The sequence below is a fragment of the Haloarcula sp. HT12 genome, from assembly GCF_055271655.1.
This window is the reverse complement of the sequence record NZ_JBUXKW010000003.1, coordinates 101,656-121,052: the sequence shown is the minus strand read 5'-3', so window position 1 is coordinate 121,052 and position 19,397 is coordinate 101,656. Positions and strand designations below refer to the sequence as shown.

16 protein-coding genes and 1 tRNA gene are annotated in these 19,397 nt (G+C 65.9%); 8 read left to right on the top strand and 9 right to left on the bottom strand.

From position 1 onward, the window contains the following. Positions 1-16: 16 nt before the first annotated feature. Entirely contained in the window at positions 17-1,366 is a 1,350-nt protein-coding gene (locus tag ACY9XZ_RS10315; protein ID WP_463457484.1) for a PAS domain S-box protein, read from the bottom strand. Positions 1,367-1,614: 248 nt separating this feature from the next. Here ACY9XZ_RS10315 and ACY9XZ_RS10310 point away from each other — a divergent pair, with 248 nt between their 5' ends. Further along, positions 1,615-3,441, top strand: a complete 1,827-nt coding sequence (locus tag ACY9XZ_RS10310) for an FAD-binding protein (protein WP_463456959.1) — start codon at positions 1,615-1,617, stop codon at positions 3,439-3,441. Between the two features lie 33 nt (positions 3,442-3,474). On the opposite strand, the gene ACY9XZ_RS10305 is transcribed toward ACY9XZ_RS10310, so the two are convergent. Then, positions 3,475-3,795, bottom strand: coding sequence for a cupin domain-containing protein (locus ACY9XZ_RS10305; protein WP_463456958.1), 321 nt, complete (start codon positions 3,793-3,795; stop codon positions 3,475-3,477). 214 nt (positions 3,796-4,009) lie between these two features. Here ACY9XZ_RS10305 and ACY9XZ_RS10300 point away from each other — a divergent pair. Then, positions 4,010-4,111 (top strand) — tRNA-OTHER (locus ACY9XZ_RS10300). Between the two features lie 368 nt (positions 4,112-4,479). Here ACY9XZ_RS10300 and ACY9XZ_RS10295 read toward each other — a convergent pair. After that, complete coding sequence (locus ACY9XZ_RS10295) at positions 4,480-4,704, bottom strand: DUF7385 family protein (RefSeq protein ID WP_463456957.1); 225 nt, start codon at positions 4,702-4,704, stop codon at positions 4,480-4,482. An 84-nt stretch (positions 4,705-4,788) separates the two neighbouring features. On the opposite strand from ACY9XZ_RS10295, the gene ACY9XZ_RS10290 reads away from it, so the two are divergent. From ACY9XZ_RS10290 to ACY9XZ_RS10275, 4 genes are read left to right on the top strand one after another with little or no spacing between them, the layout of a single operon-like run. After that, positions 4,789-5,829, top strand: coding sequence for a nicotinate-nucleotide--dimethylbenzimidazole phosphoribosyltransferase (locus tag ACY9XZ_RS10290; protein ID WP_463456956.1), 1,041 nt, complete (start codon positions 4,789-4,791; stop codon positions 5,827-5,829). A gap of 2 nt (positions 5,830-5,831) precedes the next feature. Further along, positions 5,832-7,181, top strand: coding sequence for a cobyrinic acid a,c-diamide synthase (locus ACY9XZ_RS10285; RefSeq protein ID WP_463456955.1), 1,350 nt, complete (start codon positions 5,832-5,834; stop codon positions 7,179-7,181). Positions 7,182-7,223: 42 nt separating this feature from the next. Further along, positions 7,224-8,033, top strand: a complete 810-nt coding sequence (dacZ, locus tag ACY9XZ_RS10280) for a diadenylate cyclase DacZ (RefSeq protein WP_463456954.1) — start codon at positions 7,224-7,226, stop codon at positions 8,031-8,033. 2 nt (positions 8,034-8,035) lie between these two features. Further along, positions 8,036-8,830 carry a mechanosensitive ion channel domain-containing protein gene (locus ACY9XZ_RS10275; RefSeq protein ID WP_463456953.1) on the top strand — a complete coding sequence of 265 codons (795 nt, stop codon included), beginning with the start codon at positions 8,036-8,038 and terminating at the stop codon, positions 8,828-8,830. Positions 8,831-8,834: 4 nt separating this feature from the next. Here the strand turns inward: ACY9XZ_RS10275 and ACY9XZ_RS10270 are convergent, their stop codons facing one another. The 3 genes from ACY9XZ_RS10270 to purD all read right to left on the bottom strand — a co-directional run bounded on the left by ACY9XZ_RS10270 (position 8,835) and on the right by purD (position 12,357). Continuing rightward, positions 8,835-9,383, bottom strand: coding sequence for an acyltransferase (locus ACY9XZ_RS10270; protein WP_463456952.1), 549 nt, complete (start codon positions 9,381-9,383; stop codon positions 8,835-8,837). A gap of 67 nt (positions 9,384-9,450) precedes the next feature. After that, the gene (locus ACY9XZ_RS10265; RefSeq protein WP_463456951.1) at positions 9,451-10,947 is read right to left on the bottom strand and encodes a TrkH family potassium uptake protein; all 1,497 of its coding nucleotides are present in this window, start codon (positions 10,945-10,947) and stop codon (positions 9,451-9,453) included. A gap of 57 nt (positions 10,948-11,004) precedes the next feature. Then, a complete protein-coding gene (gene purD, locus ACY9XZ_RS10260) occupies positions 11,005-12,357 on the bottom strand; it encodes a phosphoribosylamine--glycine ligase (protein ID WP_463456950.1) in 1,353 nt (450 codons plus the stop codon). Positions 12,358-12,509: 152 nt separating this feature from the next. On the opposite strand from purD, the gene ACY9XZ_RS10255 reads away from it, so the two are divergent. Both ACY9XZ_RS10255 and ACY9XZ_RS10250 read left to right on the top strand, forming a co-directional pair. Next, positions 12,510-12,773 carry a hypothetical protein gene (locus tag ACY9XZ_RS10255; protein ID WP_463456949.1) on the top strand — a complete coding sequence of 88 codons (264 nt, stop codon included), beginning with the start codon at positions 12,510-12,512 and terminating at the stop codon, positions 12,771-12,773. Positions 12,774-12,817: 44 nt separating this feature from the next. Next, on the top strand, positions 12,818-14,971 hold the full coding sequence (locus ACY9XZ_RS10250; protein WP_463456948.1) for a thioredoxin domain-containing protein: 2,154 nt from the start codon (positions 12,818-12,820) through the stop codon (positions 14,969-14,971). Between the two features lie 2 nt (positions 14,972-14,973). Here ACY9XZ_RS10250 and ACY9XZ_RS10245 read toward each other — a convergent pair whose 3' ends face one another. The 3 genes from ACY9XZ_RS10245 to ACY9XZ_RS10235 all read right to left on the bottom strand — a co-directional run bounded on the left by ACY9XZ_RS10245 (position 14,974) and on the right by ACY9XZ_RS10235 (position 19,390). Continuing rightward, positions 14,974-15,363 carry a thioredoxin family protein gene (locus ACY9XZ_RS10245; RefSeq protein WP_463456947.1) on the bottom strand — a complete coding sequence of 130 codons (390 nt, stop codon included), beginning with the start codon at positions 15,361-15,363 and terminating at the stop codon, positions 14,974-14,976. A gap of 110 nt (positions 15,364-15,473) precedes the next feature. Continuing rightward, positions 15,474-17,630 (bottom strand): beta-glucosidase, encoded by a 2,157-nt coding sequence (locus tag ACY9XZ_RS10240; protein WP_463456946.1) that lies wholly within the window; start codon positions 17,628-17,630, stop codon positions 15,474-15,476. Between the two features lie 41 nt (positions 17,631-17,671). Then, positions 17,672-19,390 carry a histidine kinase N-terminal 7TM domain-containing protein gene (locus ACY9XZ_RS10235; protein WP_463456945.1) on the bottom strand — a complete coding sequence of 573 codons (1,719 nt, stop codon included), beginning with the start codon at positions 19,388-19,390 and terminating at the stop codon, positions 17,672-17,674. Positions 19,391-19,397: the final 7 nt, after the last annotated feature.

The window sequence follows — 19,397 nt, the reverse complement described above, 5'->3', positions numbered from 1 at the left end:
CGAACGAAACGCCCACTCAGCTATCGCGACAGATGAACTCGAAGCGGGCACCGCCGCTTTCGCTGTCAGTCGCGATGACATCCCAATCGTGTGCGTCGACGATCTGTTCGACGATACAGAGCCCGAACCCGGTCCCCTCATCCGCCGTCGAGTAGCCGGGTTCGAACAGGTCCGCAGTGCCGTCAGTGAAGCCCGTGCCGTCGTCCGTGACGTAGAACCCCCACGACTCCGTCCCGACGGTGACGGTCACGTCGTCGCCACCGTGTTCGATAGCGTTCCGGAAGAGGTTCTCAAGCAGTTCCAGCACCGCGCCCTCGTCGGCCCTGATCGTGTCGTCGGCGGCGGTTGCCAGCGTCGCGTCCTGTGTGTCGACCATCGACCAGGCCCGCTGTGAGAGGCTCCCGAGGTCGACTGCTTCGATTTCCTCCGGGTCGACGCCCTGTTTGGCGAGCATAAGCAAGTCGTCGATAAGCGTGTACATCCGGTCGATGCTCCGCTTGGCCCGCTCGAAGTGCGCCTCGTCGCCGGTCTCCCGGGCGAGTTCGAGCGAGCCGTCGAGGACGTCCAGCGGGTTCCGTAGGTCGTGACTAATCGCGTCCGAGAACCGTTCGAGGCGCTGGTTCTGTCGCCTGAGTTCCTGTTCGCGCTGTTTCCGCTCGGAGATGTCCCGGGTCGTCACGACGACCTGGCCCTCCAGCGGGCCGCTCGGGACCTGCTGGCCGCGGGACTCCGCCCAGATCCAGTCTCCGTCGGCGTGCCGGTACCGGTGTTCGATGACAGCGACGTATCCCGGCTCGTCGATCATTCGGCCGAACTCCTCCAGCGCGTTCGAGATGTCGTCCGGGTGGACGTACTCGAAGAGGTCGGCGTCCTGCATCTCGGCCTGATCGTATCCCAGCACACGCTCGACGGACGGGCTGATGTACTCGACGTTGCCTTGCTTGTCGAATACGGTGAGCACGTCGGACGTGTGTTTGACGAACTGTCGGAACCGGGCCTCGAAGCGCGGCCGGTCGCTGACCTCGCGGGACGTGAACACCCGGCAGTCACAGTCCGTCTCGGTGTCCGTGGAGACGATGGTTTCGAGCCAGACCCAGTCGCCGTCTGCGTGACGGAACCGGTACTCGGTCCCGTTTTCCTCTCGGTCGCCCGCGAGCGTAGCACGGACGCGGTCCGTGTCTTCTGGGTGAACGAGATCCAGCCAGCTCGTCCCGACAAGCGAATCCACGTTGTACTCCAGCACCCGTTCGACAACCGGGCTGACGAACTGTATTGAAAGATTTTTGTCAGTTACGGTCAGTACTGAGGGTGCTTCGGCTAACACCGCTTCGAAATCGTCAGTTGACGTGAGATACTGGTCCGGCATCGGGTTTGAGACGGGTGCTTGCCCGTAGGATACCATCCGTAGTGTCTGGTATCAGTAGTTGCCTCCTAAGTATTCACAGCGCGTGATATAATTCCATCGGATAGGACAAAAATACTTTTTCTCTGACAACACTACCCGGTGGGAAGAACGGAGTCCGGGCCACCAGTGATGTAGCCCGCGGTAGCGCAACAGGGAGGCTTAAGTTTGGCTAATCCTAAGCCGAAACCACGCCAAGAGACTCTCTCACAATGTACGAACACGATGTCATCGTGGTCGGCGCGGGTGGCGCTGGCCTCAGGGCGGCTATTGCAGCGGACGAAGAGGGTGCGGACGTGGCCCTCGTGACCAAGCTCCATCCGGTTCGGAGCCACACAGGCGCCGCGGAGGGGGGAATCAACGCCGCACTCCAGGAAGGGGACTCCTGGGATCTCCACGCGTACGACACGATGAAGGGGTCGGACTACCTCGGTGACGCCCCCGCCATCGACACCTTCGCCAAGGACGCCCCCGAAGAGGTCATCCAGCTCGAACACTGGGGGATGCCCTTCTCGCGCGAGGACGACGGTCGCGTCTCTCAGCGCCCGTTCGGCGGCCTCTCCTATCCGCGGACGACGTACGCGGGTGCCGAGACCGGCCACCACCTGCTGCACACGATGTACGAGCAGGCGGTCAAGCGCGGCATCGAGGTGTACGACGAGTGGTACGTGACCCAGCTGGCGGTCACCGACCACGACGACCCCGAGGACCGCGTCTGTCACGGCTGTGTCGCCTACGACATCAAATCCGGCGAGATTCAGGGCTTCCGAGCCAACAACGGCGTGATTCTCGCGACCGGCGGGCTCGGCCAGGCCTTCGATCACACCACGAACGCCGTCGCCAACACCGGCGACGGCTGCGCGATGGCCTACCGCGCCGGCGTCCCGATGGAGGACATGGAGATGATCCAGTTCCACCCGACCACGCTGCCGTCGACGGGCGTCCTCATCTCCGAGGGGGTCCGCGGCGAGGGTGGGATCCTCTACAACGACGACGAGGAGCGGTTCATGTTCGAGCACGGCTACGCAAACAACGAGGGGGAGCTGGCCTCCCGCGACGTGGTCGCCCGTGCGGAACTGACCGAGGTCAACGAGGGCCGCGGCGTCGAGGACGAGTACGTCGACCTCGACATGCGCCACCTCGGCGAGGAGCGCATCCTCGACCGCCTTGAGAACATCCTCCACCTCGCGGAGGACTTCGAGGGCGTTGACGGTCTCGACGAACCGATGCCAGTCAAGCCCGGTCAGCACTACGCCATGGGCGGCATCGAATGTGACGAGAACGGCGAGACGTGCATCGACGGCCTCTATGCGGCCGGCGAGACAGCGTGTGTCTCGCTGCACGGCGCGAACCGGCTCGGGGGCAACGCCCTGCCGGAACTGCTCGTGTTCGGTGCCCGCGCCGGCCACCACGCCGCCGGCAAGGACATGAAGACCGCCGAGATCCAGACCGGCCCCTCCGCCAAGAGCGAGCCCGGCGACGTCGAACCGCCGGTCGACCCCGGCGCAATCGACGCCGGCAGCGACGACGTCGCCGCTGACGGGGCGGCCGTCGAACCGAAGGCGGTTCTCGAAAGCACCGTCGAGCAGGAGCGCCAGCGCGTCGAGGACCTCATCGAATCCGACGGCATCAACCACGCCGAAGTCCGCGCCGACGTCCAAGAGACGATGACCGAGAACGTCAACGTGTTCCGGACCGAAGAGGGCCTCGAAAAGGCCCTTCGGGACCTCCGGGCGGCGCGCAAGGAGTACGAGAACGTCGCCGTCGAAGACCCCTCGCGAACCTACAACACGGACCTCATCCACACCATCGAGACCCGAAACATCCTCGACGTGGCCGAGGCCATCACGCTCGGCGCGCTCGCCCGCGAGGAGTTCCGCGGCGCTCACTGGCGCGCCGAGCACCAGGAACGCAAGGACGACGAGTGGATCAAACACACGATGCTGGCCTGGAACGAAGGCCAGCCGGAACTGTACTACAAGCCGGTCATCCTCGAAGGCGACGAGGAGACCTACGAGCCGAAGGTCCGGTCGTACTGACGACCCCGGCTACCAGCGCTGTTTCTGCGAGTGTCAGGGTGCGCCGACGAGGACGAACGTGCTCTCCGTGTCGCCGTTGTGGATCGTTCGCTCCGCCTCCGGCGGGAGCCTGATCGCGTCACCCGCTTCCAGAGCCACGTCCTCGCCGTCGACTTCGACGGTCGCTGTCCCCTCGACGAGGACGTACACCTCCTCGTGGCCCTCGTCGGCGTGGTCGTGCGGTTTACCGGTCCAGCCGGGGTCACAATCGAGGATAGTGACGCCGACCTGTTCACAGTCCAGGGGGTCCCGGAGGAAGCGCATCGCATCGGCGACCGGTTCCACGTCGGTGTAGTTGACTTTCGAGTAGCTCACGTGCGCTGCTGTCGTCGCCCAGCAGCAAATAAGTTGTTGTGAATCCGAAAGGAATGGGGAGCCGGGGCGGATATCGTTCCCGTGCTGGGCGTTCCGAGCCGTGAGGCACGCACCAGCGTCCGGCTAAGCCACACTCCTATGGCGGAGGCGGTGAGTGCGGAAACACCCGGAATCATCACTTACTTGGTTGTCAGGAACGTATCGATGGTCGCCTGGAAGGGTGGCTCAGTGGTAGAGCGCTACCGACCAACATGCCAGAATCGGTCGGTGGTTACCCCGCAAAGGGCTCCGCGTGGTTCGACTCCCGCCCCTTCCATTCTACTGTGGTTCGCTGAGAACGGATATAGTCTGTTCCGACGGTGCCACACCAGGAGGACACGGCTGACGGTCCGCTGATCCGAAATCCCAGGAGGTAGATCTGACTGTGGATGAAAGGTAACGAGCGGTATCGATGTTGAAGCCGACGCCTCACAGGAAGTGGAAAGGTAAGGAAAGTGGGGGGTGGGGGTGGGGGTGGTGCGGCACCAGTACGGTGCCTATCTGAACGAAGGGGAGGAGGTGTATAAAAATCCACCGCTGCAATTATCGTATTTGATATTGGATCGGTTTGTCATCAGCAGAGTCCACGCTACTGGCGACGAGAATCGGCGAGAAAACGACGAGAAAACAGCAGCTGTCCCGCGGTTACTTGTGGGTGAACAGCACGACGTTCCCGTCGTGGATGGTCGTACAGAGGTCCATCTCGAAATCGAGATTAAGCGAGGTGAACTCCTGCTTGCAGACGACCATATCGTCGAACGGTTCCTCGCAGGACGGACAGGCCACGGCCGTCGTGTTCTGATAGGAAGCGATAGCCTCGTTGTCCTCGCGCGGCGTCAACGACGAGAGGAGTTCGTCAAAATCGTCCATATTCGGGGAACCGGGGCGTGGGGCATAAATCATACGCCGCCAGGCACCGAGGTATTAAAGTTGATTTGTGGTAATACAAGCACAATGACTTCACCCGGTGGCGGCACGCGCTTCGCACTCGTCGCAGGAACCACGGAAACCGCAGGTCGAACGGGGATCAGCGCCGCCGGAGCCGATCCGGAGTTGATGTCGGTAACGCCCGCTGCGGACGCGGAGCTCGTGACCTACGGCAGGCCGGTCCGGACGGACGTGACACCAGTCAGTCCGAGCGGCTGTCCGACGCCGGCACTGGTGACACGGGCCGTCCGGGAAGTACTGGGACTCGATGTCACAGTCGTCGACGGCGGACTGGCCGAGAAGACCGGCGCACCGACGGTCTCAGTCGGCGCACGACCGGGCAAAGACATCGCGGAGCAAGACCCGGTGTCGACGGCCCACGGGGCGTTCGCGGCCGCCCGACAGTTCGGTCAGGCACTCCCGGCCGACGAACTGTATCTGGGCGAGACCATTCCCGGCGGGACGACGACGGCGCTCGGCGTCCTTCGCGCGCTGGGCGAGGACGGGATGGTCTCCTCGTCGCTGCCCGAGAACCCGACGGAACAGAAGCAAGAGCTTGTCGCCGAGGGACTGGGGGCCAGTTCGCTGGAACCGGGCGACGCCGCGAACGAACCGAAACGAGCGGTCCGCCGGATGGGCGACCCCGTGCTGGCGACGCTCGCTGGCCTGACTGCGGGGGCCGTCGAGAGCGACACCGCCGTGACGCTGGCCGGCGGCAGCCAGTGTGTCGCCGTCGCCGCACTGGTCCGCCACGGCGGCTACGAGGGACCGCTCGACCTGGCGACGACGAGCTACGTGGCCGACGACGAGACCGCCGACGTGCGCGAGTCGGCGGACCGGCTCGACCTCGACTTGACAGTGACAGACCCCGGGTTCGACCGGAGCGATCACGTCGCCATGGAGCGGTTCGTTGCCGGCGAGGCCAAGGAGGGGGTCGGCATGGGCGGCGCGCTGGCGCTCGCCGACCGCGCCGGCATCCCGATGGCGGAAGTCCGGGACCGCTTCGCGGCGATCTACGACGAGCTGATCGGCGACGCGGCCACGGCGACGGCCGAGGAGGGGCCGTGACGATGGATGGCGTCGTCCTCGCCGGGACGAGCTCCGGCGTCGGCAAGACCGTCGCGACGCTGGCGACCCTGACAGCGCTCGAAGACGCCGGCTACCAACCACAGCCAGCCAAGGCCGGCCCGGATTTCATCGATCCGAGCCACCACGAGGCGCTTGTCGACACGCCCTCGCGGACGCTCGACCCCTGGCTCGCGGGCGAGGACGGGATGTGCCGCACCTACTGGCGCGGCGCGGGCGACATCTGCGTCGTTGAGGGCGTGATGGGGCTCTACGACGGGAGCAAGACGTCGACGGCAGCGGTCGCCGAGAGCCTGGACCTCCCGGTCGTCCTGGTCGTGGATGCGAAAGCCGGCATGGAGAGCGTCGCCGCGACGGCGCTCGGGTTCGCCACCTACGCCGACCGCGTCGGCGTCGACATCGACGTGGCCGGGATCATCGCCCAGCGCGCCCACGGCGGTCGACACGTCGACGGTATCAGAGAGGCACTCCCGGACGAACTCACCTACTTCGGCCGGATTCCGCCGATGTCGGACCTTGAGATCCCCGACCGCCATCTCGGGCTGCACATGGGCTCTGAAGCCGGGCTCGACCGGGACGCGTTGGCGACGGCGGCGGAGACCATCGACGTGGAGGGGCTGGTCGACGTGGCACGAGCACCGCCGGAGGCCGTACCCGATGAGACGGTCAGCGACGGCTCGACGGCCGACCGGCGGGTCGCCGTCGCACAGGACAGCGCGTTCTGTTTCATCTACCCCTCGACACTCGAACGGCTCCGATCCGAGGCGACTGTCGAACCGTTCTCGCCGGTCGCCGGCGATCCGGTGCCCGACGCCGACGCGATCTATCTACCCGGCGGCTATCCGGAACTCCACGGCGAGGCCCTCGAACGCGGTGGCACACTCGACGAGATAGCCAGCCGCGGGGCCGACGGGATCCCCATCTACGGCGAGTGTGGCGGCCTGATGGCGCTGTCGGAGTCGCTAACGACGACTGACGGCGACACCTACGAGATGGCGGGCGTCCTCCCGGCAGCCATCGAGATGCAGGACCGGTATCAGGCGCTCGATCACGTGGAACTCAGCGCGCGGTCGGACACCATTACGGCCACGTCCGGCACCCACCTCCGGGGCCACGAGTTCCACTACTCGGCCGCCGACGTCGCCGGTGACGCATCGTTCGCCTTCGATATGGTACGTGGGGACGGGATCGACGGCGAGCACGACGGACTGACCGAGTACAACACCGTCGGCACGTACTGTCACTGCCACGGGGCGAGCGGCGCCTTCAACCAGCTGCTGGAGCTGCCTTCGAAGGAATCTGACGCGGCGGCCGACCGTCGGACGCGTGGCTGACCGCCCGCAACCTTTTTTTCGGCAGACAGCGTCGTTCTGATAATGAACGAGTTGCGCGACCTGCTCGGAGACCTGGTCGCAGACGTCGACGCCGTGTTCCTGTTTTCCCCGAACGCGTCGTTTTTCGAGGAGTTCGACGACGTCGACGAGAAGGTCGTCGTCGTCGGTCCGGAGAACACCCTCAATGCGGAGCCGTTCGTCGAACTCCCGATCGATTTCACCGACCTCGAAGGGCGTCTTCGCTTCGGGATCGAAGGTGCATTGGAGCAAAGCATCGTCGACGAAGGCGACGAGGTACTCTGTGTGACCCAGATGTTCGACGGTGCCGAGAACACGCTCGTGCGGGTCCAGACCAACGACTTCTCACCCTCCGGCGTGTACGACATGTTCGTCAACTCCAGGGCGGACGCGAGCGTCGTCCGCGACGTGTTCGAGGTCGCCATCGAACTGGGGAAGAAAGGCCAGAAGGGCAAGCCCGTCGGCGCGCTGTTCGTCGTCGGCGACGCCGGGAAGGTGATGAACAAGTCCCGGCCGCTGTCGTACAACCCCTTCGAGAAGTCCCACGTCCACGTCGGCGACCCCATCGTCAACGTGATGCTCAAGGAGTTCTCGCGGCTCGACGGTGCGTTCGTCATCTCCGACGCCGGCAAGATCGTCTCCGCGTACCGGTATCTCGAACCCTCCGCGGAAGGGGTGGACATCCCCAAGGGGCTCGGCGCTCGCCACATGGCCGCCGGCGCGATCACCCGTGACACCACGGCGACGGCTATCGTGCTCTCAGAGAGCGACGGGCTGGTACGGGCGTTCAAAGGCGGGGAGCTGGTCCTCGAAATCGACCCCGAGGAGTACTGAGGATGCAGTTCGGCTTCGACTGGGCGACGGTCATCCGGCGGGTGTTCTCGCCCCAGGGGACGTTCGTCTTTTCGCTCGTGGTACTGGCTGTGGGCATCGTGCTCGGCTATCTGGTCTGGCGCTCCTCGCGGCGGTTCATGCGCGAACTCGGCGTGCCGGAAGCAGTCGAAGGGACTCCCTTCGAGCGGACGGCGAGGGGGCTTGGCACGTCGACCGTCGGCATCGTCTCGAACCTGGCGGCGCTGTTCATTTACATCACGACGGTCACCGCCGTCCTCAACATCGCCCAGTTGACCGACCCGGAACTGTACTGGGCCCGCTTCACGTCGTTCCTGCCCGACCTGTTTATCGCCCTCTTTGCCGTCATCATCGGCCTCATCGCGGGCGATAAGGCCAAACTCGTCGTCTCCGAGCGACTGCGCAGCGTCAAGATGCCCGAGGCGACGGTCATCCCCGAACTCGTCAAGTACAGCATCTTCTATCTGGCAGTGCTCATCGCGCTCGGCCAACTGGGCGTCGAGACCCTCGCCCTGCTCATTCTCCTCGGGGCGTACGCGTTCGGCCTGGTGTTCGTCTGCGGGCTGGCGCTGAAAGACATTTTGCAGGCCGGGGCGGCCGGTATCTACCTCCTGCTGACAGAGCCCTACAGCATCGGCGACGAGATCGTTATCGGCGACCAGAGCGGTATCGTTCAGGAAGTGGACATCCTCGTGACACGCATCGAGAGCGACGGCGAGGAGTACATCATCCCGAACAAACGCGTGTTCAACGCGGGTATTGTCCGCATCCGGAGCTAGGGGGTCAGCTCCGCTCGGTCGATGCGTCATCCGAACCCAGCGGTTCGGCCGGGACGCCGGCGACCGTCGTCTCCGGCGGTACGTCGTCGGCGACAAGGGAGTTCGCGGCGACCTGTGCGCCCGCGCCGATCTCGACGCCGGGCAGGACAATCGCGCCCGCACCGATCATCGCCCGTTCCCCGACGACGACCTCGCCGGTGCGGTACTCCTCTTGCAAGAACTCGTGACACAGCAGCGTCGCGTCGTAACCGATGATGGCGTGGTCCCCGACGGTGATGAGTTCCGGCCAGAACACGTCCGGCGTCGACTCAAGGCCCCAGGCGACGCCGTCGCCGACGGTGACTCCCAGGCGGGACAGCAGCCAGTTTTTGAGGCGGAGGCTCGGCGAGATGCGACAGACGAGGATGACGACGTAGTTGACCATCACCCGGAGCGGGTGTTTGCCGTCCGGCCACGGGAACAGCGAGTTGTACGGCCCGGGCGTCGGATGCTGGGTCAACCGGTCGTGTCGTGGACCACTCACGTCCGTCGTGTACGGGGCCGCGATAATCAAACCCGTCGGCTCCGGCGGCGGTCGCGGGTACCAGCACCGCCGGAGCCGACAGCCGTTCGTCAGGCTCTCAGCGTTTCCAGAACGTCGGCGTCAACAACACCATCACGGGGACGATCTCGATGCGGCCGATCCACATCAGCAAGACCATCATCACCTTGCTCGACCGGGCAAAGCCCTCGTAGGTCCCGTAGGGGCCGGCCCGACCGAAGGCCGGCCCGATGTTGAAAAACATCGATGCGGCGGCGCTGAGCGCTTCGAACTCAGTTATCGGCGTCCCGGACAGTTCGCCGTCCACGACGAGCAAGAGCGTGCCGGCGATGAAGAACACCAGCGCGACTAGCGTGTAGGCGTACACGTCCCGGACGGTGTCTTCGTCAACGATGTCGCGTCCCAGGCGGACCGGCCTGACGCTCTGGCGGTGGGCCGAGACGTTCAGGTCCCGCCAGAACGACTTGGTGACGATGAGCCAGCGCAGCGTCTTGACCGAGCAGGTCGTGCTCCCGGCCATCCCGCCGATGAACATCATCACGAAGAGGAGGTTCTTCGCGCCGGCCGACCAGGTGTTGAAATCCGTCGAGGCGTAGCCGGTCGTCGTGACGATGGCGGCGGTCTGGAAGACGGCGTGACGAATCGTCTCCCCGACACCGCCGGTTACCCCTTGATCGAGGAAGAGCAAGGTACCGACCAGCAGGGAGCCGACGCCGAGGATCCCCAGATAGAAGTGGAACTCCTCACTATCCCGGAGCCGGTCAGTGTCACCCCGAACGAGGGCGTACAGCAGGACGAAGTTCGTCGCTCCGACGATCATGAACAGCGTTACCGCCCACTGGACAGCCGGCGAGAACGCGCCGACGCTCTCGGCCCGCGGGGAAAAGCCCGCCGTCGCAATAGCGGTGAAGGCGTGCGCGATTGCGTCGAACAGCGTCATTTCGGGCGCGAGACCGCCGACACCCAGACCGACGAGAATCAACGCTGCTCCCACCGTCAGCGCCAGATACAGCGAGCCGAGGATGCGCGCCGTGTCCTCGATACCGGGAGTGAGCTTCGTGACGTTCTCCGTTCGCGTCTCCGTCTCCATGAGCTGTGCGCCAGCGACCGAAAGCCGCGAGAGCACCGCCGTCGCGAGCAGGAGCACCCCCAGCCCGCCGAGCCACTGGAGGACCTGCCGCCACATCAACAGCGCCTGCGAGTGGACGTCGAAATCACGGATGACAGTCGCACCCGTCGTCGTGATGCCGCTCATCCCCTCGAATAAGGCGTTGACCGGGCTAACGAACACGCCAGTTCCCTCGATGTACAGCGGTATCGCGCCGACGACAGCGATTGTGAGCCAGGCCAACGACACCGTCAGGAACGCCTCGCGGTCGGCGATACGGCCACGTTCCAGTCGGGTGAGCGCCGTGCCGACACCGAGTGTAATCGCTATCGTGACCAGATACGGGAGCGGCGACTCACGATAAATGACGGCGACGACGGTGGGAATCAACAGCGGGACGGCCAGCCATTGCAAGATTGCGCCGAGAACGCTTAGCGACGACCGCACGTCGACGGTAGTCAGTGCCACCGGGGCTCACCGCCGGGGGTTCGCCGCCGCGTAGCCGCTGACGCTGCAACCACGCGCTCAGTCAGCGCCGCCGCGGATGTCGTTCATGTGGTCGATACGCTGCTGGACGAGGTCGGTTTTGCCGATGTCGTGGCGGACGCGCAGTCCCTCCGTACCGGCCCGCTGGAGCGAGGCTTCGGCGATGGCCTCCGCGTCGGCAATCGTCTCGGCCAGACCCACGACGGCGTAGGACCGGGAGGTGGTCGTGTAGATGCCGTCCTCGCGGTCGTCGACGCTGGCGTAGAACAGCAGGGCCTCGGGGGCTGTCTCCGACTCGTCGCTGGACTGCTCGCGATGATTCTGAACGACTTCCGCGATGACATCGTCGTCGATGGTCACCTTCGCCCCGGCGTCGGGGTCGGTCGGGTAGCCGTCCGGGACGGCGTACTTGCAGACGGTCGCCATCGGGCGGAAGGAGAGCTGTGGCAGGGGCTCCTCGTCGCGGGCGGCGGTCAACACGTCGAGGAAGTCCGTGTTGAGCACCGGCAGCGTGTTCATGGCCTCGGGGTCGCCGAAGCGAGCGTTGAACTCGACGACCCGGGGGCCGGTCTCGGTGAGCATGAACTGGCCGTACAGCACGCCCTTGTACCCGTCGAGCGCATCGACCGTCGCACGGAGCACGTCGACGGCGTCCATGTAGTCGTCCTCGTCCATGAACGGCAGGTGGAGGCTGGAATCGGAGTAGCTCCCCATCCCGCCGGTGTTCGGCCCTTCGTCGCCCTCGTATGCGCGCTTGTGATCCTGCACCGCCGGCGTGACGCGCAGTTGGCCGTTGGCGACGAACGCCTGGACGGTGAACTCCTCGCCGACGAGGCGCTCTTCGAGGACGACGCGGTCGTACTCGGAGTTCCGGAGGTACTCCTTGGCCTCCTCGGCGGTGCACTGGTCGCCGATGACTCGAACGCCCTTGCCGCCGGTGAGCCCGGCGGGCTTCACCGCGAGGTCGCCGTCGTACGCGTCGATGTACTCGCAGGCGGCGTCCATATCCTCGAACGTCTCGAAGTCGGGGCAGCCGGGGATGTCGTGTTCCCGCATGAACCGCCGCTGGAACGCCTTGTCCGTCTCGATGCGGGCCTCCTGCTCCTGTGGCCCGAACGTGTAGACGCCGGCGTCGTCCAGGGCGTCGGCGACCCCAGCAGCGAGGGCCGCCTCGGGACCGATGACGGCCAGCGTGGCGTCGACCTCCCGAGCGTACGTCGTCACGGCCTTCGGGTTCGTCGTGTCGAGTGCCTCGAAGCCGTCGGCGAGGGCGACGATGCCCGGGTTCCGGTTCCCCGCACAGGCGTACAGCTCCCCAGGCGAGTCCGCGAGCGAGCGCGCAATCGCGTGTTCCCGGCCGCCGCCACCCACGAGCAGCACTGTCTCTGTCATACTCGAAGGCCGGATTGGCTCTCACCTAAGTATTGTCTTTTCGCCGGTTTTCACTGACTGCAACGGTCGTCTCCGTGCCGGGAAGTCACTCGTGGCGGGCCGCTGGAGGGATACCGAGAGCTACTTTTCCCCACCCCAGGACATACGGTTGCATGCCCTCTACCCGCCCGTTCATCGACCCCGCGACAGGAGAACTAAACACGGCCATGATTCTCTCCGAAGCCGTTCCGCTTGCGAAGCTCATCGGCGTGTTCGTCGCCGGGAGCCTCGTCCCCTACACTATCGTGTTCTTCGGTTCGGAAAGCTCCGTACTGGGTGCGTTGCTGGCCCTCATCGGCGATTTCATCCTCGCGGTGGGAGCCGGAATCGTCCTGCTGTATGTCGTCGCTCACGGTATCCAACTGTCGAGCGAGTAAGTCCCGTCGGGCCCCTTTTCACCGCGGCGCTCCCAGCCACGGGTATGAGCGACGCCACGGACCCGACATCTCGCAACCGACTCGACGAGGCGGAGAGCCCGTATCTCCGCCAGCACGCGGACAACCCCGTCAACTGGCAGCCCTGGGACGAGACGGCCCTGGAAGCCGCCAAGGAACGGGAGGTGCCGATCTTCCTCTCGATCGGCTACGCGGCGTGTCACTGGTGTCACGTCATGGAAGAGGAGAGCTTCGAGAACGAGGCCATCGCCGAGCAGCTCAACGAGCACTTCGTCCCGATAAAGGTCGACCGCGAGGAGCGCCCGGATCTCGATTCGGTGTACATGAGCATCTGCCAGCAGGTGACCGGCGGCGGTGGCTGGCCGCTGTCGGCCTGGCTCACGCCGGAGGGCGAGCCGTTCTACGTCGGGACGTACTTCCCGCCCGAGGAGAAGCGCGGCCAGCCGGGCTTTGGCGACCTGCTCCAGCGGCTCGCTGACTCCTGGTCGGACCCCGAACAGCGCGAGGAGATGGAGAACCGCGCCCGGCAGTGGACCGAGGCCATCGAGAGCGACCTCGAAGCGACGCCGGCCGATCCCGAAGACCCCGCCGAGGACATCATTCAGACCGCCGGAACTATCGCCCACCGCGGCGCGGACCGGCAGGACGGTGGCTGGGGCTCCGGCGGACCGAAGTTCCCCCAGAACGGACGGCTGCACGCGCTGTTGCGAGCCAATGCTGATGGCGGCCAGGAAGACTACCTGAACGTCGTCGAGGAGACGCTGGACGTGATGGCAGACCGGGGATTGTACGACCACGTCGGCGGCGGCTTCCACCGTTACGCGACGGACCAGCAATGGGCCGTCCCGCACTTCGAGAAGATGCTCTACGACAACGCGGAGATCCCGCGAGCCTTCCTCGCCGGTTATCAGGCCATCGGCTCGGAGCGCTACGCCTCCGTCGTCAGGGAGACCTTCGAGTTCGTCCAGCGCGAACTCCAGCACCCCGACGGCGGCTTTTTCAGCACGCTGGACGCCGAGAGTGCCCCTCCTAACGACCCCAACGGCGAGACGGAGGAAGGACTGTTCTATGTCTGGACGCCCGAGCAGGTCCACGAGGCCGTCGACGACAAGACCGACGCGGGGGTTTTCTGTGACTACTTCGGCGTCACGGAGCAAGGCAACTTCGAGGGGGGGACGGTGCTCGCCGTCCGGAAGCCGGTGTCAGTGCTGGCCGAGGAGTACGAGCAAAGCGAGGACGAAATCACGGCGAGCCTCCAGCGCGCCCTGAACGAGACGTTCGAGGCCCGCGAAGGGCGTCCGCGACCGGCCCGCGACGAGAAGATTCTGGCCGGCTGGAACGGCCTGATGATCCGGGCGCTGGCCGAGGGCGCTATCGTGCTGGACGACGCCTACGCCGACGTGGCCGCCGACGCCCTCTCGTTCGTCCGGAAGCACCTGTGGGACGACGAATCGAAGCGGCTCAGCCGCCGGTACAAGGACGGCGACGTGGCCATCGACGGGTATCTGGAGGACTATGCGTTCCTCGGCCGTGGTGCGCTAACGCTGTTCGAGGCGACCGGCGCCGTCGAGCACCTCGCGTTCGCGATGGACCTCGGACAGGCCATCACGGAGGCGTTCTGGGACGACGAGGCTGGGACGCTCTTTTTCACGCCGACCGGCGGTGAGTCACTGGTCGCGCGGCCCCAGGAACTCACTGACCAGTCGACCCCCTCCAGCACCGGCGTCGCGGTCGATCTCCTCCTGTCGCTGTCCCATTTCAGCGCCGACGACCGCTTCGAGACGGTCGCCGAGGGAGTCATCCGGACCCACGCCGACCGCGTCGCCTCGAACCCGCTCCAGCACGCCTCGCTCACGCTGGCGACGGACACCTACGAGCAGGGCGCGCTGGAACTGACGCTGGTCGGCGACCAGTCCGAGTACCCGAGCGAGTGGACTGAGACCCTCGCCGGACGCTACGTCCCACGGCGCCTGCTAGCCCATCGGCCGGCAGACGACACCGAGTTCGAGAAGTGGCTCGGCGCGCTGGGACTGGACGAGTCGCCGCCGATCTGGGCCGGCCGCGGCCAGGTCGACGACGAGCCGACGGTGTACGCCTGCCGGAACTTCGCTTGTTCGCCACCGAAACACGACCTCGGGGCGGCGTTAGACTGGGGCACAGCGACAGACGGATCGGCGTAAGCTCACGCCATCGCGTCTTCGATCCGGTCGGCCAGATACACAGCGATGGGGACCGGCTCTTCTTCGACAAAGCGGGCGATCTCTTCGCCGTCGTGTTCGACGACGACGGTCGGGATGAGTTCGATGTCGTACTCCTCGACCTGTGGCCCGGTCTTCGAACCGTCGTCTTCCTTCTCGACGGGGAAGTGGTGTACCTGGGCGTCCGGCACGCCGGCGGCTTTCAGGGCCGCACCGAAGTCGGGGAGTTGGGCCCGGCAGTCCTTGCACCAGTCACCGCCCCAGATCTTGTACTCGAACTCGTCAGCGTAGCGTGTGAGAACGTCGACAGTGTCGGAGTAGGCGTCTTCGACCCACACCGGATTCGGCTCCATTGTTTCGAGCGTCTGACTCATACCTGGCTATATGTATTCGGGGGGCTTGAAATCCCCGGCCGCGAATTTTCCGATGCAGACGCGTTTCGGCCGATAAATCGGCGTTTCAGTCGATATAACCGGTCGACAGACTATCGGTCGACCGCCACGGTCGTCCGGATGTCCCGCGATGACCGCCCGATTTCCACGGTGTAGGTCCCGGTGTCGACCGTCCAGCCGGAATCTCGGTCGTACCGCGAGAACGCGAGGTCATCGAGTGTCAGTTCAACCGTCCGGCGCTCGCCGGCGTCGAACTGCATGGCCGCGAACCCGGCGAGTTCGCGCTCCGGGCGGTCGACCCCTTCGACGGACGGCGGTCGGACGTAGGCCTGAACGACCTCCCGGCCCGGCCTGTCAGCGACGTTTTCGACGGTGACTGCGACAGTCTGCTCGCCTGTGGTCTCCGCGGAACCGTACTCGAAGGTGGCGTACGAGCCACCGTGGCCGAACGGATATGTCGGGTCCGTCTCGGCGTCGTCAAAGTGCCGGTAGCCGACGAACACGCCCTCGTCGTAGTGGACCCGGTCGTCGACGCCGGGGTAGCGGCGTTCGGCCTCCGCGGCCGGGTACTCGCTCTCGGGCGCGAACGTCACCGGGAGCCGGCCGCTCGGATCGCGGTCGCCGTAGAGGACGGCGGCCGCCGCGTCGCCGTCGGCCTGCCCGGGGTACCACTGTTCGAGGACCGCGGCCACGTCCTCGCGCCACGGGAGTTCCACAGGGCCGCCCGACCGGACGACGACCACGGTGTTCTCGTTGGCCGCGGCGACCGCCGAGACGAGTTCGTCCTGCTGGCCCGGCAGCGCCAGTGAATCGCGGTCGCGCGCCTCTGTCGTCGCGTCGCGGACGAACACGACGGCGACATCGGCGGACTCGGCGGTCGCGACGGCGGCGTCCAGCGACGGGTCCCGGTCGGCGGCGTCCCCAGCCCCGTCCTCGGTTTCGTCGTCCCTGTCGACGAACGGCAGGAGGTCGAACAGCGAGACGGATTCGACCCGTGGGATACCAAAGGCCGTCGTGACCGTTCCCTCGGCGCGGGCTTCTACTCCTTCGACCGGGGTGACCGAGTGAATCGGCGTCGTTTCCGAAGAGCCGCCGCCGCCCAGTTTCGGCTCGTCGACGTTCGGCCCGATGACGGCCACGTCCGCCTCGTCGTCCAGCGGGAGGACGCCGTCGTTGTCGAGCAGCACCGTTCCGCGGGCCGCAACATCCGCGGCGATGTCCCGGTGTCGCTGGCTGTCGAGTTCGCCCGCGTCGCCGTGCTCACCCCCGTTTTCCGCGGTCGCCTCGTCGCCGTCCAGCTGCCCGAAGCGGTCCATCTGGCCGAGAATCCGACGGACCATGTCGTCCAGTCGCTCGGCCGGAACCTCGCCGCTGTCGATGGCCTCGGCCAGCGGTTCGCCGAACAGGCCCGCACGCGTCGCGTCCGGGATGCCGTCGGGCCACTCGAAGGAATCGCCATCGCCGGAATCGTCGGCAGCGGCGTCCTCGGCTCCGGGGGCCGCCACCCCGGGCATCTCCATATCCAGCCCCGCGTTCGCCGCGCCGACGGTGCTCTCCAGCCCGTACCAGTCCGAGACGACGTAGCCGTCGAACCCCCACTCGCCCTTGAGCACGTCGCCGACGAGGCGCTCGTGGTCGCTCATGTGCGTGCCGTTGACCCGGTTGTACGCCGTCATCACCGATCCGACGCCGGCGTCGACGGCCGCGCGGAACGGCGGGAGATACAGCTCCCGGAGCGTCCGCTCGTCCACTTCGGCGCTGACGGTCGTGCGGTGTGTCTCCTGGTTGTTGGCGACGAAGTGTTTCGCCGTCGCGACGACGTCCGCGGACTGGATACCGTCGATGAGGCCGGCACCGACAGCGCCGGCGTGAACGGGGTCCTCGGAGAGGTACTCGAAGTTGCGGCCACACTGCGGGACTCTGATGATGTTCACACCGGGCGCGAGCAGCGCGTCCTGTCCGAGCGCCGTCGCCTCGCGTCCCATCGCCGCCCCCTGCCGCCGTGCCAGGTCAGGGTCGAACGTCGCCGCGGTCGCAATCGACGCCGGAAACGCGGTCGCACGCCGCCCCTCGGCGCGGATTCCCAGCGGCCCGTCGACGAGACGAAACGGCGGAATCCCGGCCTCCTCGACGCCAGAGATGTATCCCGTCGCTGTGCCCTTCGGGTCAGCTGCGCCACGAACGAGCGCAAGTTTCTGTGTGCGGGACAGCCGGGCGAGCAACGCTCCAATGTGGTCGTCGTCAGCCATACCGAAGTTCACGGTCGGGCGGGCCTTAGACTGTCGACTGATCAGGACGCTGTCTCGGACGGCCTCGCCGACTGCGTTTCGAGCCCGGAAATAACGAGCTTCGCGCCGCCCGAGTGGCTTTCCGTCATCTCGACGCCCCAGCCGTGGGACTCGACGACGTGCTGGACGATGGCCAGTCCGAGGCCGGTCCCCGAGTCCGAGCTGGTAACGCCGTGCGTGAATATCTCCTCCCGTTTCTCGGGTGCCACGCCGGGGCCGTCGTCGCTGACCGTGAATCCGTCCGGGGTGGCATCGACGCGTATCGTCACGCCTGAGCCGCCACGCTCCGCGCTGTCGTCGGCCCCCTGCCGACTGCCCGTGGAGCCGTGCTCCACGGCGTTCCGAAACACGTTCTCGAACAGCTGGAGGAGTTGGTCGCGGTCGCCCAGAAGCTCGCGGTCGCCGTCGATCTGCAGCGTCGCCGCACCGGTGTCGACATGGCCCCAGGCCGCCTGCGCCAGCGTCGAAAGCTGTAGCTCGACCCGGTCGGTCGTCTTCTCGTCGCGGGCGAAGGCGAGCACCTCGTCGATAAGGCTACTCATCCGGTCGTGAGCTTCCTCGACACGGTCGAATTCTTCCGGGTCGTTCCGTTCCCGTGCCAGCGCCAGTCGGCCCGAGGCCACGTTCAGCGGGTTCCGCAAGTCATGCGAGAGGACGGCGGCGAACTGGTCGAGCTGTTGGTTCCGGCGTTCCAGTTCCCGCTCGCGCTCTTTCTGTTCGGTTATCTCGTGGACGAGAAACACGCGTCCGACCAGCGCGTCGCGGGAGTCATACAGCGGGGTGAGTTGGACATCGAAAAACCGGTCGCGCTGCTCGATGACAGCCTGCGTTTCTTCGGTGTCGTCGTTCAGGCCGCGGTACTTTTCGAGGAGGCCAGGCGACGTTTCGAGCGCGTCGTCGACGGACTGCCCGACGATGATTTCGTCCCCGAGCAGTCGGCGGCCGGCGTCGTTGGCCTCGATTATCGTATCGTTCGTATCGACGACGAAGACGGCGCTGTTGAGCGATTCGACGACTTCCCGGTAGGCGACCGGGGAGATGTCCAGCAGCCGCTCTTTGAAAAATGCCCACGAGAGGACGATACCGGTCCCGCCGACCAGCAAGGGAGTGAGCGCGATTTCGGTGTCCGCGAACGTACTTACGACGCTGCCGAACCACGGGAGGAAGACGGAGAGCAAGACGGCGTACACCTGCTTCTTGTACAGGCTCCCGGAGACAAGCGCGTAGTGGATAATGATGACGCTCGAAACCGCAATGAGCGCGTACGAGTAAACCAGATGGCCCCAGAAAACCGGTCCGAGATCGAGATGCCAGCCGTACATGCCCACATCCGCGGGACCGGAGACGCGGTATATCAGGCCATCGGGGCCAGCGAGGAGCACGGTAAAGAACACTACAGGCTCGATAGTCAGGAGCGCGTACGTCCGGGCCCCGAGGAACCGCTCCTTACCAGTGTAGGCAAGCGCGAACACGAACAGGCCGCCCACGGAGAGAACCACGCCAACGAAGACGGTGTGGGCCCAGACGAGAGCTAGCTCACTGCCTCGGGCGAGGATGCCGACCGCGACAGAGGTGGTCCAGATCACGAGGCCGGCGAGCAGAACAGAGAGCGCGGTCCCGCCAGTGTAGTCGCGCCGACCCCACGCGTACGCCGACAGCGCCCCGATGACGACGGCCACGACAAGCAGGAGAAAGGCGTACCCGACGAGCAGCGTGGCCATTGCCGTA

Excerpts from the sequence above, each read along its gene's own strand:
- ACY9XZ_RS10290 (WP_463456956.1), top strand. The coding sequence starts at position 4,789 with ATGACTTCACCCGGTGGCGGCACGCGCTTCGCACTCGTCGCAGGAACC.
- ACY9XZ_RS10245 (WP_463456947.1), bottom strand. The coding sequence starts at position 15,363 with ATGAGTCAGACGCTCGAAACAATGGAGCCGAATCCGGTGTGGGTCGAA.
- ACY9XZ_RS10240 (WP_463456946.1), bottom strand. The coding sequence starts at position 17,630 with ATGGCTGACGACGACCACATTGGAGCGTTGCTCGCCCGGCTGTCCCGC.
- ACY9XZ_RS10310 (WP_463456959.1), top strand. The coding sequence starts at position 1,615 with ATGTACGAACACGATGTCATCGTGGTCGGCGCGGGTGGCGCTGGCCTC.
- ACY9XZ_RS10285 (WP_463456955.1), top strand. The coding sequence starts at position 5,832 with ATGGATGGCGTCGTCCTCGCCGGGACGAGCTCCGGCGTCGGCAAGACC.
- dacZ (WP_463456954.1), top strand. The coding sequence starts at position 7,224 with ATGAACGAGTTGCGCGACCTGCTCGGAGACCTGGTCGCAGACGTCGAC.
- ACY9XZ_RS10295 (WP_463456957.1), bottom strand. The coding sequence starts at position 4,704 with ATGGACGATTTTGACGAACTCCTCTCGTCGTTGACGCCGCGCGAGGAC.
- ACY9XZ_RS10235 (WP_463456945.1), bottom strand. The coding sequence starts at position 19,390 with ATGGCCACGCTGCTCGTCGGGTACGCCTTTCTCCTGCTTGTCGTGGCC.
- ACY9XZ_RS10255 (WP_463456949.1), top strand. The coding sequence starts at position 12,510 with ATGCCCTCTACCCGCCCGTTCATCGACCCCGCGACAGGAGAACTAAAC.
- ACY9XZ_RS10250 (WP_463456948.1), top strand. The coding sequence starts at position 12,818 with ATGAGCGACGCCACGGACCCGACATCTCGCAACCGACTCGACGAGGCG.
- ACY9XZ_RS10315 (WP_463457484.1), bottom strand. The coding sequence starts at position 1,366 with ATGCCGGACCAGTATCTCACGTCAACTGACGATTTCGAAGCGGTGTTA.
- ACY9XZ_RS10275 (WP_463456953.1), top strand. The coding sequence starts at position 8,036 with ATGCAGTTCGGCTTCGACTGGGCGACGGTCATCCGGCGGGTGTTCTCG.
- purD (WP_463456950.1), bottom strand. The coding sequence starts at position 12,357 with ATGACAGAGACAGTGCTGCTCGTGGGTGGCGGCGGCCGGGAACACGCG.